Source organism: Micromonospora andamanensis, from assembly GCF_016863495.1.
In the GTDB taxonomy this organism is placed as follows: Bacteria; Actinomycetota; Actinomycetes; order Mycobacteriales; family Micromonosporaceae; genus Micromonospora; species Micromonospora andamanensis.
In genome coordinates this window covers 33,859-46,556 of record NZ_BOOZ01000041.1, presented here as the reverse complement: position 1 = coordinate 46,556, position 12,698 = coordinate 33,859, and the positions used below count along the sequence as shown (strand labels likewise).

The window sequence follows — 12,698 nt, the reverse complement described above, 5'->3', positions numbered from 1 at the left end:
GGCGGACGCCCGGATGGTGCCGCCGAACCGGTCAGGGCAGCAGGTCGGCCGGGTCGAAGTCGATCGGGAACGGCTCGTCGGCGCGGAGCCGGTCACCGCTCACCGCCTTGGCGAGCGTGTCGTACCTGCCGAGCTTGCCGAGGGTGAACAGCTCCACCGCGGCGTGCCGCAGCCGGCGCGAGATCTCCACCCGCATGAAGTAGGGCACCCCTCCCTCCGCGCAGCGCCTCGGCTTGTCGACGAAGTCCTGCCGGCGGCTGCCGGGGGAGACGAACTCCACGGCCATGGTGCAGAGGTGGGCGGGGATCCAGCGATCCTCCTCGTCCGTCTTCGGCAACGCGTGCAGCACTGTGATGTCCGGCTGGATCCACCGCTGCGCGGAGAAGGTCAGGTTCACCTGACCGAAGACGTAGAAGCCGTGAGCTCTGGCGGCGGCTTTCAGTAGATGGGCGAGTTCGATCTCGCCGTAGCTGTTCGTGCCGACCTCAGCGGGCGTCATGACCAACCTTCCGTCGATGCACTCGTACCGCGCATCGGGTAGCTCAGGCAACGGGAGGTAGCGGTCGGCGAACTGGGTCGTCCACATGCCGTCGAGATCGACGAGCGGGTCGAAGCGGATCGGCATCGCCATGGTGTTACACCTCCTCGGTCGGTCAACGCCCTACAAATGTATGTGGTTTCTGTGGCGCGCGACACGACGGCCGAAAACCGCAGGACAATGTCGGACCCCGGGGGCAGAGTGTCAGGGGTGACAGGCGACTTCACCCCTGACCGACCGGCGCTGCGGAGCTGGCTGCCCGGCTTCATCGCCCTCGCCGCGATCTGGGGCTCCAGCTTTCTCTTCATCAAGGTCGGGGTGGCCGAGCTGCACCCGCTGCACCTCACCCTCTACCGGGTCGGCTCCGGCGCGCTGACCCTGCTTGTGGTCCTCACCGTGCTGCGGGACCGGTTGCCCCGCGATCCGCGGGTCTGGGGTCACCTGACGGTGATCGCCGCTTTCGGGGTGGCGCTGCCGTTCACCCTGTTCGGTTACGGCGAGCAGCGGGTCGAGTCGATGCTCGCGGGCATCTGGAACGCGACCACTCCGCTTGTCGTGCTACCGCTGGCGGTGCTTGTGTTCCGCACCGAGCGGCTGACCGCACGCGGTGCCGTCGGGTTGGCGCTCGGCTTCGCCGGGGTGATGGTGGTGCTCGGCGTGTGGCAGGGCATCGGCGGTGCACACTTCGTCGGCCAGCTGATGTGCTTCGGTGCCGCCGCCTGTTACGGCCTGGCCATCCCGTACCAGAAGAAGTTCATCGCCGGCAGCACCCTGTCCGGGCTGTCCCTGTCGGCGGCACAACTGATCGTCGCCGCGGTCCAGCTCGCCATCGTGGCACCTGTGGTGGCCGGTGCGCCGCCGCTGCCGACCGCGCTGTCGCCGCGGGTGCTCGCGGCCGTGCTGGCGTTGGGCGCGCTCGGCACCGGGCTCGCCTTCGTGATCCACCTACGGAACATCCGGATCGTGGGAGCGACCACCGCCTCCACCGTGACGTACCTGATTCCGGTGTTCGCGGTGTTGATCGGTGCGGTCGTGCTCGGCGAGCGACTGACCTGGCACCAGCCGGTCGGCGCGCTGATCGTGCTGATCGGCGTCGCCGTGTCGCAGGGCCTGCTCGGCCGGCGTCGCCGGGTGGCGGCGGGCGTGGGCACGCCAACGGCACCCGTCGTCGAGCCCGCCACCCGCTGACCGAACGCGGGCGGCCAGGCGGTCAGCCGCGGGTCCAGGCGACCAGTTCGTCAGCCGTCCACGTGTTGATCACGCGGTCGGCGGGGACTCCGCACAGGGCGGCCCGCTCGCAGCCGAAGCGCTGCCAGTCCAACTGGCCCGGGGCGTGCGCGTCGGTGTTGATGGCGAACCGGCAACCAGCCTCCAGCGCCCGCCGGATCAACCGCTTCGGCGGGTCCTGCCGCTCCGGGCGCGAATTGATCTCCACGGCGGTGTCGTTCTCCACGCAGGCGGCGAAGACGGCGTCGGCGTCGAAGTCGCTCTCGGCCCGGGTCCGGGCGCGGTGCCCCCGGTCGCCCGGACCGGTCACCCCGGCCGGCCGGGACGAGACCATCCGACCGGTGCAGTGGCCCAGGATGTCCAGGTGCGGGTTGGCGACGGCGGCCAGCATCCGGCGGGTCATCTTCGCCCGGTCGTCGTTCAGGCCGCTGTGCACCGACCCGACCACCACGTCCAGCCGGGCCAGCAACTCCTCGTCCTGGTCGAGCGAACCGTCGGCGAGGATGTCCACCTCGATGCCGGTGAGGATGCGGAACCCCTCCGGCAACGCCTCGTTGAGCCGGGCCACCTGTTCGAGCTGGCTACGCAACCGATCGGCGGTCAGTCCCCGGGCCACCTTCAACCGGGGCGAGTGGTCGGTGAGCACCAGATACTCGTGGCCCAGCTCGACGGCGGCCAGCGCCATCTCCTCGATCGGCGACCCGCCGTCGGACCAGTCCGAGTGGGTGTGGCAGTCGCCGCGCAGGGCGGTACGCAGGGCTGTGGCCTCGGCGTCCAGGTCGGTGCCCTCGGTGGCGACCAGCCGGCGCAGGTAGACCGGTTCCTCACCGGCCACCGACTCGGCCACGCAGCGGGCGGTGACGTCACCGACTCCGGCCAGCTCGGTGAGCCTGCCGGCGCGGGCCCGCTCAGCCACCTCCTTGACCGGCAGCGCGGCGAGCGCCTTGGCCGCCGAACGGAAGGCGCGTACCCGGTAGGTGGCCTCGTTCGCCCGCTCCAGCAGGAAGGCGATCCGGCGCAGGTCGGCGATGGGGTCTCGCTCGGTCATGCAGTGCAACCTACGCGGCCGCGCCGCCGGTCGGGGTACGACCGGCGGCGCGGGGCGGATCAGGTGCGGGATCAGGCGTACGGCAGCCGCACAAGTGAGCGGTCACCGACACCGAGGGTTGTGGGGTTGTTGCCGATGGCCGACCACACCTCCACCCGGACGGTGCCGCCACGCAGGTTGCCGAGTGCGCCGCTGCTGGAGTGCAGCCCGGCGCCCTGGGTGTAGTGCTCCCAGCCCGACACCGGGTCGGTGGCGAAGTAGCGGTACGTTTCGACCCGCTCCCAGCTGCCGTCACCGGTCAGGTCGTACGAGACACGGGCCTGCACCCCGTTGCCGACCGCCGTGCCGGCGTCCAGGAAGAGGTCGAACGCGGTCTGCCCGCCGTTGTGGTTGAGGTTGAGCCCGGTAGCGGTGAAGACCACCGGGTTGCGCGGCGTGCCGTCGTGGTTCGCGCCACCGGCGCTGCTCACCGTGGTCGTGCCGGCGGTGCCGGAGGCACCCAGACCACCCCCGGACAGCAGATAGCGCACGGGTGAGCTGGACGGCGGGTCGGTAGGCGTCGGGGTGGGAGTCGGCGTGGGCGTCGGCGTCGGGGTGGACGTCGGCGTCGGCGTCGGGCTCGGGGGCGTACCCCCACCGGCGCTGCCGCCGCTCCAGGTGTGCGCTCCACCTGTGGTGGTGCGCCCGGCCGCCACGGTCAGCTGGGTGCCGTCGGAGAACCGTACGGTCAGCGGCGAACCGGAGATGTTGCTGGCCACGTAGGTCCGGGCGCCGTTGCGGTTGAACACGGCGGCCAGCGGGTGGTCGGCGGTGATTCCGGTGTCGACCCGGCCGAGGGCGGCCAGGTTACGGATCCAGTGGAAGGTGTGCGCCCGGCTCTCCCCCTCCTCGGGGGTGTAACCGGGGTTGGCCCGCAGCTTGGCCAGGGCCGCGTCGGCGTCGCCCAGGGCGAGGAACTGCCAGTGGATGTCCTGCCACACGGTCGGCTCGCCGCCGTTGTTGCGGACCAGTTCGGCGTACTTGACCGAGTTGTAGTCCGGGTGCTGGCCCAGGTAGAGGTGGCCGCCGGTGTTCGGCAGCAGGTTGATGCCCTGGATCATCTCCGGCTCTGCGCTGAACCAGGTGGCGTACGCGCCGCCGTCACCCCACACCATGCCCACGTTGGAGTGCCCGAACTCGGCGGGGAAGTTCTCCCCGGTGACGTCGAACCAGTACTCGTGAATCGCCGCTGCCTGGGTGGTGTAGAGGAAGATGCCGGCGTCGCGTACCGCGGTGTTGCCGGTGGCCTGCCCCCACTGGATCAGGGCGTTGGCGAAGTTCATCCCCTCCGACGACGACTCCTGGTTGTTGCCGCTGGCGAACGCGCCGTGCCCGGAGGCCCAGTCGTGCCCGGCGTAGATGTCGAAGTCGCGCAGGTACGGGAAGCGGGTGTCCGACCTGTCGTAGTTGTTGGCGTCCCGGATGAGCAGGTCGATCATGCCGCCGTACTGGTCCTGCCGGGCCCAGTTCGGGTCGAACTTGGCAAGCGTCGCGGCGGCGGCGATGTAGTAGCCGTAGTGGAAGTGGTGGTCGTTGAGCTCCTGGTCGGAACCGTACGAGGCGGGGTAGCCGATGAGCGTGCCCCACCGCTGGTCGTAGTAGAAGAGGCGCTCGGTCTCGCCGGACGATGCGGTGAGCCAGTCGTTGAGGGTGGAGCGGATGGCGTTCAGCGCCGAGGTACGGGTCTCGGTGTCCCCGACCAGGTCGGCGATCTCGGCGATGCGGGCCGCCCGGCCGAGTCCCTTGCCGGTCCAGTAGGTGTCGCCGCCGCGCTGGTCCATCGGGTTGCTCCGCACCGCCGTCAACTGCTGCCGCAGCGTGGTCAGGTCGGCGCCGGCCCCGGTGGCGACGGCGGGCAGCTCGGGCAGCACGCCGTTGAACCGCATCGAGGTGCGGAACTCGCCGACGCCGGTGACCACCTTCATCCGCCCTCGGGCGGACGGGTAGGTCGGCGTGATCGGCGTGACGCCGGCCAGCGCCCGCCACTGGTGCGGGTAGAGGCTGACCACGGTCCGGGTCTCGGTGCCCTCGCGGGGTGTGGTGGTGAAGGCGTAGCGGGTCTCCACCCGGCTGGTCGCCGCGTTGTAGCTGTAGCTGACCCGGGTGCCGGTGACGTGGGCGTGCGCGTACTGGCCGTAGCTGCCGGCGAGCTGGGTGCGGGCGGTGCCGCCGCCGGTGGCCGGCAGCAGCGCGACGCTGAAGTAGCCGCGTCCGGCGAGGCTGGAGCTGATCCGGCTGCCGCTGACGGTCCAGGTCGCGCCGGTCGGCGCGTACGCCACGTAGTCGTGGCCACGGACGGTGAAACCGATCGTGCTTCCGCTGTTGGACCAGACCGTGGGGCTGCCACCCGTCGCGTTGATCACCGCGTCGCCACCGCTGGTGCGGAAGTACGCAAGCGGCAACCCGTGGCCGATTGTGGCGCGCATCGTCCGTGCCCCGTCGCTCCAGTACGGGGTGACAGTCCAGTCCGTCCAGTCGTCCGCCAGCACGTTGGGGGCGGCCAGCCCGGCCACGCCGACCCGGATGTCCTCGACGTACGGGTACTTGAACTCGCCGACTCCGGTGGCGGTGCCGGTGATCGTGGGGGTCGAGGTGGCGGAGAAGCCCAGCCCGTCGGTGACGGGTTGGTAGGACACCGGATGCGCGTGCAACGGCTCGCTGAAGGCGCAGTTCAGGCGCTTCCACAGCAGCGAGGACCACCAGTCGTTCGTGGGTACCGGTCCCGGCGGGGCGGCGTTCGTGGCGAACTGCCGGGGGTTTGTGGTCAGGTTCCCGCAGCCGCCGGGGAGCGGGCCGACGGGTGTGGTGGTGTAGCTGCCGGCGCCGACCGGCGCGGCCTGCGCGGCGGAGCTGGCGATGACGGCCAGCCCGCCGAGGACGAGGGTCGCGGCGGCGGTGGCGGCGAGGATCCGATGGTGAGGGCGGCGTGGGACGGGAGGTCTCATCTTTCCTCCAACGCGTGCCGGCCCGGCCGCGCCGGTCGGCGCACGCTTCGTCGGTATTGTGAATTTAGTTACCGGAGAGAGCGCTCTCTCACTATGCCGGACGGTAGTTCACGGCGAGACCTGCGTCAATGTTTCGGACTGATGAAACGCGGATGACGCGGTATCAGCGCGCGGGCGGCTTCGTCGGGCAGCCGTGCTTGCGATGCCACGCGGCCACCTCGGCCGCCGGCTCCCGGTTGCCGCCCTTTCGCCACGAGTCGAGATACGGCGCGGGCCAGACCACACCCCGGCGGATCCACCAGCCGTCCTCGCCCGGGCACGGCGGAGAGATGCCGAAGTGCAGATGGCAGACGTTGTTGGCGTTGCCCGTCCGGCCCACGGTGCCGAGCCGCTGACCGGCGCGTACCCGCACCCCCGCGTCGATGTCCTCGGCGATCTCGGTCAGGTGCGAGCCGTAGTAGCGCACCCCGTCATCACCGATGACCGACACGGAAAGGCCGCCGTTGTACGGCCCCTGCGGACCACTCTTCTTGTACCGGTCACGGCGGCTGACCTCGCCGACCGTGCCGTCGGTGACCGCGACGACCGGCTCACCGCAGTCGGCGAAGATGTCCGTCCCCGGGTACGCCGAGTGGGTCGGGTGGTACGCCACCTTCCTGGCGCGTACCGGAAAGACGTGGGGCAGGCCCTTGCGCGGTGTCGCCGCCGGCTGGTCCGTGAGGTCGGGCGCCGCGCTGGTCGCGGTGGGCTCGCCGGTGGTCGCCGCAGCGGTCGGGCTGTCCGTGGCCGTCGGGCTGGTAACGGCGGTCGGGCTGGCCACGACGGGCGGGCCGGCGTCCGTCGGCGCGCCGGGCGCACCGCAGCCGCCCGCCGCGAGCAGCGGCACGAGCAGCAACACGGCGTACCCGCGCCGGCGTCCCATCGTCAGCGGAACCATCCGGCCATCCTGACAGACTCGATACGGTGATGGGCACAGCGTCCGTGCGTGTGGAGGAGTGGTACCGGTGTTGCCGTACAACCCGTCCGGCCTCTTTCCCTCCGGGCGGCCACCGCGCCCCACCTACCGGGAGCCGCACCCGGTCGGCGGTGCCGGGGTCGCGGCGGGAGCGGTAGGCACCCTCTTCTGGCTGGTCCTCTTCGGCCTGCTCGGCGGGAGTCTCGTCGGGTACGTCTGGTGGACGCTGCTGGCCGGCGCGCTGGCCTGGATCGCGGCCCTGGCGCTTGTCAGGTACGGCGACCGCGGGGTGGCCGCGGGCATCGCGATAGTCACCGCCGGAGGGTGGAGCATCGTCGCCGCGGCGGTCGCCACCCGCTGGGTGAGCAGCGGTGACTGGCCGCTCTGGTGAACCCCGTCGACGGTGACTGCGGTGCGTCGTCGGGCGGACACCGAAACCCGTCTTGACTGGATGGCCGTAACTCGGCACTCTCCCGGTATGGCCTGGACCACTCCGCGGCTGGACCCTGATCGCAGCCGCCGCCGCCTTCAGCTCCTGGCGCAGTTGGCGGACGCGCGCGCGGTACGCGAACGCGAACGGCCACAGCGTGCTCGCACCGAACGGCTCCGCCAGCTGATCGCCACTCGCCGACGCCTTGCCGGCTGAGCGGCCAGGAGAACCTTTCCCCAGGAATGACCGGCCCTTCGGGGCGTTGACCGGTCGCCTGCCGACCCGACCGGCTAACGTGCACGCGTAACGGATCGGCGAGTGCTGTGCCGAGGCAACTTGGGGGAACCGTGTCGTACTTCGCTGCGGCCGTCGTACGTGAGAAGGGCGGTTGGACCGCCGCCGAACTGAACCTGCGGGGTGCCGCCGACGTCGACGAGGTCGCCGAACGGCTCCGCGACATCGCCCCGGACGCGGACCTGTCGCTGCTGTTCGTCGAGGCGGACGACACGTACCTGGTCATCCTGCGCCTCGACGAGGGCGAGGACCTGCGGGTCTTCGGCTCGGACTCGGCGTACGCGGAGGAATCCCGGCTGGGTTCGCTGCTTGTCGGTGACCTGAAGACGTCGGTGACCGGGCTCGACGACACCGAAGAGGTGCGTCCGGCCGTCACCAGCGGCGGCGACGACAACGAGCAACCCGCCGTCGACCCGGAGGCGGACCCGGTCGGCGAAGCGGACCTCCTGACCGACCTGGGCATCCCCGCGCAGCGTCTGCTCGGCCTCTGCGCCCACGAGGGGATGATGCCGGCCGACGTCACTGCCGAGATCTGCCAGGTGCTGGGCTGCGTCGACGACGTCGAGGAACTGCGTGAGGTCTGAGCCCTTCGACGTGACCGATCCGGCGCTGGAGACGGTCCGGCCAGGGCAGATCACCCCCGGTTCGGTGGGCCGCCACGGGCCGGGGGCCGACGAGGGCCTGGCCGACCCGACAGGTACCGGCCGCCGACAGCGCCACGAACTCTGGATGCGCCGCGCCCTCGAAGTCGCGGTGACCGGCCCGGCGGTCGAGGTCGGGGACGTGGCGTCGCCGGCTGGTGCTGCCGGCTCGGTCGCCTCGGCGGGCGGTGACACCGTCGCCGAGCCCGGCCAGTCCGGCGACGTGCCGGTGGGCGCGGTGCTCTACGGGCCGGACGGCAGCGAGCTGGCGACCGGTCGCAACGAGCGGGAGCTGACCGGCGACCCGACCGCGCACGCCGAGGTGCTCGCGTTGCGCCGGGCGGCCCAGCGGCTGGGCCGCTGGCGGCTGGACGGCTGCACCCTCGTGGTGACCCTCGAACCCTGCACGATGTGCGCCGGGGCGCTGGTGCTGGCCCGGGTCTCGACAGTGGTCTTCGGCGCCTGGGAACCCAAGACCGGTGCCGCCGGTTCGCTCTGGGACGTGCTGCGTGACCGCCGGCTCAACCACCGCCCCGAGGTGTATGGCGGCATCCTGGAAGCCGAGAACGCAGCAGTTCTGCGGGCATTCTTCCGCTGACGCCCAGGGGTCAGGAGCGCAGCAGCGTGGTGGCTACCGCCCGGGCGGTGTCGGTCCACGGGGCCGGCCGCAGGGTTGCCGGGTCGAGCCGGACGACCGCGCGGTGTCCTTGCGCGTACGTCGTGCTGCCGTCGAGTGAGTGGAAACGGAAGGCGTACCTGGCACTGCTGGTGCCGAGCTGCTCCAGCCAGAAGTGCACGGCGATCGGGCCGGTGCCGGTGACCGGCGCGAGGTAGCTGATGGTGAACTCGCGTACCGCGTGGAACACGTCGGGCGTGCTGGCCCGTCCGGCCTGGTAGGCGACCCCACGGTCGGACCAGTACGCGGTGAGCGCCCGCTCCAGCAGCAGTGCGTACCGGGCGTTGTGCAGGATGCCCAGGGCGTCGAGGTCGTCGAAGTGGACCATGGCCTGCTCGACGTGGCCGTACTCGACGGCCGGCTGTTCGGCGACTGCGTGACTCATGCGGGGCCTTCCGGTAGCAGGGCGGGATCCGGGCAGAGCGCCCGTAGGAGGTTCAGCACGCCGAGGCGGGCGTGCCGGTAGGTGACCTCCGGGTCGAGCAGGCGGGAACGCATGGCGGCGGCGATGCCGTACGCGTCGATCTCGTACGCCAGCAGCGCGACATCCGTGGTGGGGGGCAATTCACCAAGCTCGACCGCTTCGGTGACGAGCCGCTCCAGGAACGCGGTCCAGGCGGCGAAGACCTCGGCGAGGCGGTCGCGGACCGCGCCGGGCCGGGCGTTGAACTCGAACTCCGTGGTGGCGAAGAAGCAGCCGCCGGGCAGCACCCGGCCGGCGTAGAACTCGATCCGGGCCTCGTGCAGGGCGTGGATCCGGCGTACGCCCCGGGAGGTGCGCAGCGCCGGAGCGATGATCAGCTCCTGCCACTGGGCGACGGCCCGGTCGATGGTGGCGAGCTGCAACTCCTCCTTGGAGCGCCAGTGCGCGAACAGGCCGGACTTGCTGACCCCGAGCGACTCGGCGAGATGGCCGAGGGAGAGCCCGTCGAGGCCGCTGGCGGAGGCCAGGCCGACGGCGGCGTCCAGCACCGCGGTGCGGGTGCGCTGGCCCCGGGCGAGCCGACCGTCGACGTTCATGCGGTGAGACTACTAAATAAGAACGACCGGTCGGATATATTTCTGCGGTGACGGTTGTCACCGGCGGCCGACATGAGAGCGTCCCGCCACCGCACGGGGGTGGCGGGACGTCGGCTCGCTCGGCTCAGGCGACGATGGTGTCCAGGGCGATCTCGACCATCTGGCCGAAGGTCTGCTCCCGCTCCTGGGAGGTGGTCTTCTCGCCGGTCTTGATGTGGTCGCTCACCGTCAGCAGGGTCAGCGCACGCGCCTTGAACCGGGCCGCGATCGTGTACAGCGCCGCGGACTCCATCTCCACCGCCAGCACGCCGTACTCCGCGAGGCTGTCGTACAGGTCCGGCCGGTCGGTGTAGAAGGCGTCCGCAGCCAGGATCGGCCCGACCCGCATGGCGATGCCGCGCCGCTCGGCCACCTCCACCGAGGTACGCAGCAACCCGAAGTCGGCCACCGGGGCGTAGTCGATGAGCCCGTCGAAACGCATCCGGTTCATGTTCGAGTCGGTGGACGACCCGATCGCCGCGATCACGTCGCGCAGCTGGAGGTCCTCGGTCAACGCGCCGCACGAGCCGACCCGGATCAGCGACTTCACGCCGTACTCGTTCACCAACTCGTGGGCGTAGATCGAAGCCGAGGGCATGCCCATCCCGGAGCCCTGTACGGAAACCTCCACGCCGTTCCAGCGGCCGGTGAAGCCCAACATGCCCCGCACCGTCGAGTAGCAGTTCGCGCCCTCGAGGTACGTCTCCGCGATCCACTTGGCCCGCAGGGGGTCACCCGGCATCAGGACCTGCTCGGCGATCTCGCCCGGCTTCGCGCCGATGTGCGTACTCATGGCAGAGATCCTGCCAGGCCAACCCGGCCGGGACCGGTTCGGTGTCGGAACCTGTGGTCCTGTACCCTCGTCGGCGGTGGCGTGTCCGAGTGGCCTAAGGAGCACGCCTCGAAAGCGTGTGAGGGTTTACGCCCTCCGCGGGTTCAAATCCCGCCGCCACCGCTCATGAACAGCGAGAACGCCCGGTACGTCCGCGAGGACCGGCCGGGCGTTCCGCGTTCCGATCTCAGAACGCAGCCACCGATTGTGGCTCACGCCGCGAACCCCCGACCCGGACCGCCCTCGGTCCCACTCGGGCACCGCACCAGGTCCGGCCGTAGAGGTTGCCAGGTCTGGCCGACCGGACATGGTTATTGATCTACGTATCCCTAGGATGTGGGAGCGACTACGGGGATGCGAGGATTTCGATGCGGCGGAAGCTTGCCGGGCTCAGTGTTCTGACGGTGTTGGCCGGGCTGGCGGTGACTGCACCGGCGCAGGCGGCGAGCGAGTACCGGATCATCACCCGGGACGGTCTCGTGATGCAGTTCCAGCGGGTGGCGAAGGCGGTCACCCCGATGAGGGGGACGGGTGCGACCCGATCCGACTTCGACGGGGACGGTGTCGACGACATCGCGGTGAGTACCGATACGCTCAACTACAGCCAGGTGCCCCACTACCCGAGCGGTGTGGTGGTGGTCCACTATTCGTCCGCGCCCCAGGTGGACTACCTTGCGGGCTCGATGACGAACAATATCTCGTCCAACTTCGGTGTGGCCCTGGCGACCGGTGACTTTAACGGTGACGGCTTCGACGACCTGGCGATCGGCGACAGCGGTGAGATCGACCAGGCGAACAAGGCCCGGGGCGGTGGTGTCTGGGTCGTCCCGGGCAGCCGTGCCGGGCTGGTGGTCGACTCGACCAAACACTTCGGTCAGGGCTCGCCTGGGGTGCCCGGCGACTCGGAGAACTACGACGAGTTCGGCGCGTCCCTGGCGGCTGGTGACATCAACGGCGACGGCCGCGACGACCTGGCCGTCGGTGCCCACAAGGAGTCGATAGGCAAGGTGGTGGAGGCGGGTGCGGTCACCGTCCTCTACGGCGGGATCGACGGCCTGACCAGCAGCGGTGCCCAGCAACTGCATCAGGACCAGGCTGCGGTGCCCGGCTCGGCTGAGCACCGCGATCACTTCGGGATGGCGTTGGCGATCGGGAAGGTCAACAACAACAGGTACGCCGACCTGGTCATCGGCGCGCCGCACGAGAACGACGGTTCGGGCGCGGCCGGCAGCGGGATGGTCACCCTGATGTGGGGATCGGCGAGCGGGGTGAAGCTCAGCGGCGCCACCTCGGTCACCGGTGCCGCGATCCACCACGCGACCGGCCATCGGTTCACCGTCGCCTGGTATCTGGGCAGGTCGCTCGCGGTCGGTGATGTCAACGGAGACGGCCTGGGCGAGGTTGTCGCCGGAGCACCTAGTGCCCAGGGCCCGGGCCCTCACATCAACGCCGGTCTGGTCGCGGTCTTCACCGGCCGTAGCACCGGTGGTCTCTCCGGCAGCGCCGTGAAGGTGTTCACGCAGGCCACGCCGGGCGTGCCGGGCAGCCAGGAGGACGAGGACCGGTTCGGCGCAACGCTCGCGGTGGGTGACGTGACAGGTGACGGTCGGGCGGACGTGCTGGTCGGCGCGCCCGGCGAGGCAATCGGTACGAAGGCCGAGGCGGGCACGATCGCGCTGCTCAAGGGAACGTCGTCGGGGCTGACCGGCAGCGGCGCTCAGGGTTTCGACCAGGACCACTCGGTGGTTCCGGGCGGGGCGGAGCGTAACGACGCGTTCGGTGCCTCGGTGGCGATCCTCAACCTCAACGGAACCGGTCCGCTGGACGCCGTGGTCGGATCACCGGGTGAAGAGGTGACAGGTGATCCGGCAGGCTACGGGTCTGGGACGGTGTCCCGGTTCCACGGGGCCTCCGGTGGACTCGTCCCGCAGTCCACCTCCTGGAATGGACGGTCGATGAACACCGATCGTCTGGTCCTCATGAGCTACGGCAAGTGCCTCGCGGCCCGATAGTC

General features: G+C 70.5%; 12 protein-coding genes and 1 tRNA gene. 6 read left to right on the top strand and 7 right to left on the bottom strand.

Features of this window, described 5'->3' with window-relative positions:
* Nucleotides 1-31: 31 nt before the first annotated feature.
* The gene (locus tag Van01_RS26165) at nucleotides 32-631 is read right to left on the bottom strand and encodes a Uma2 family endonuclease (protein WP_204012947.1); all 600 of its coding nucleotides are present in this window, start codon (nucleotides 629-631) and stop codon (nucleotides 32-34) included.
* Between the two features lie 87 nt (nucleotides 632-718).
* Here Van01_RS26165 and Van01_RS26160 point away from each other — a divergent pair, with 87 nt between their 5' ends.
* Complete coding sequence (locus Van01_RS26160; protein WP_204012945.1) at nucleotides 719-1,726, top strand: DMT family transporter; 1,008 nt, start codon at nucleotides 719-721, stop codon at nucleotides 1,724-1,726.
* 22 nt (nucleotides 1,727-1,748) lie between these two features.
* Here the strand turns inward: Van01_RS26160 and Van01_RS26155 are convergent, their stop codons facing one another.
* The 3 genes from Van01_RS26155 to Van01_RS26145 form a co-directional block, all read right to left on the bottom strand.
* Entirely contained in the window at nucleotides 1,749-2,813 is a 1,065-nt protein-coding gene (locus Van01_RS26155; protein ID WP_204012942.1) for a PHP domain-containing protein, read from the bottom strand.
* Nucleotides 2,814-2,884: 71 nt separating this feature from the next.
* Nucleotides 2,885-5,797 carry a glycosyl hydrolase gene (locus Van01_RS26150; protein ID WP_204012940.1) on the bottom strand — a complete coding sequence of 971 codons (2,913 nt, stop codon included), beginning with the start codon at nucleotides 5,795-5,797 and terminating at the stop codon, nucleotides 2,885-2,887.
* 163 nt (nucleotides 5,798-5,960) lie between these two features.
* Nucleotides 5,961-6,719, bottom strand: a complete 759-nt coding sequence (locus Van01_RS26145; protein ID WP_373306293.1) for a M23 family metallopeptidase — start codon at nucleotides 6,717-6,719, stop codon at nucleotides 5,961-5,963.
* Nucleotides 6,720-6,801: 82 nt separating this feature from the next.
* Here Van01_RS26145 and Van01_RS26140 point away from each other — a divergent pair, with 82 nt between their 5' ends.
* The 3 genes from Van01_RS26140 (at nucleotide 6,802) to Van01_RS26130 (ending at nucleotide 8,715) form a co-directional block, all read left to right on the top strand.
* On the top strand, nucleotides 6,802-7,143 hold the full coding sequence (locus Van01_RS26140) for a hypothetical protein (protein ID WP_204012936.1): 342 nt from the start codon (nucleotides 6,802-6,804) through the stop codon (nucleotides 7,141-7,143).
* Between the two features lie 386 nt (nucleotides 7,144-7,529).
* Entirely contained in the window at nucleotides 7,530-8,060 is a 531-nt protein-coding gene (locus Van01_RS26135) for a tRNA adenosine deaminase-associated protein (RefSeq protein ID WP_204012934.1), read from the top strand.
* Nucleotides 8,061-8,205: 145 nt separating this feature from the next.
* The gene (locus Van01_RS26130; RefSeq protein WP_204012971.1) at nucleotides 8,206-8,715 is read left to right on the top strand and encodes a nucleoside deaminase; all 510 of its coding nucleotides are present in this window, start codon (nucleotides 8,206-8,208) and stop codon (nucleotides 8,713-8,715) included.
* A 10-nt stretch (nucleotides 8,716-8,725) separates the two neighbouring features.
* Here the strand turns inward: Van01_RS26130 and Van01_RS26125 are convergent, their stop codons facing one another.
* The 3 genes from Van01_RS26125 to deoD all read right to left on the bottom strand — a co-directional run bounded on the left by Van01_RS26125 (nucleotide 8,726) and on the right by deoD (nucleotide 10,645).
* Nucleotides 8,726-9,178, bottom strand: a complete 453-nt coding sequence (locus tag Van01_RS26125) for an acyl-CoA thioesterase (protein ID WP_204012932.1) — start codon at nucleotides 9,176-9,178, stop codon at nucleotides 8,726-8,728.
* Complete coding sequence (locus Van01_RS26120; RefSeq protein WP_204012930.1) at nucleotides 9,175-9,813, bottom strand: TetR family transcriptional regulator C-terminal domain-containing protein; 639 nt, start codon at nucleotides 9,811-9,813, stop codon at nucleotides 9,175-9,177. Before Van01_RS26120 ends, Van01_RS26125 begins: the two co-directional genes overlap by 4 nt.
* 124 nt (nucleotides 9,814-9,937) lie before the next feature.
* Nucleotides 9,938-10,645, bottom strand: coding sequence for a purine-nucleoside phosphorylase (deoD, locus tag Van01_RS26115; protein ID WP_204012927.1), 708 nt, complete (start codon nucleotides 10,643-10,645; stop codon nucleotides 9,938-9,940).
* A gap of 75 nt (nucleotides 10,646-10,720) precedes the next feature.
* Here deoD and Van01_RS26110 point away from each other — a divergent pair.
* Both Van01_RS26110 and Van01_RS26105 read left to right on the top strand, forming a co-directional pair.
* A tRNA-Ser gene (locus Van01_RS26110) sits at nucleotides 10,721-10,807 on the top strand.
* Between the two features lie 245 nt (nucleotides 10,808-11,052).
* Nucleotides 11,053-12,696: an FG-GAP and VCBS repeat-containing protein gene (locus Van01_RS26105; protein WP_204012924.1), complete on the top strand. Its 1,644-nt coding sequence runs from the start codon at nucleotides 11,053-11,055 to the stop codon at nucleotides 12,694-12,696.
* Nucleotides 12,697-12,698: the final 2 nt, after the last annotated feature.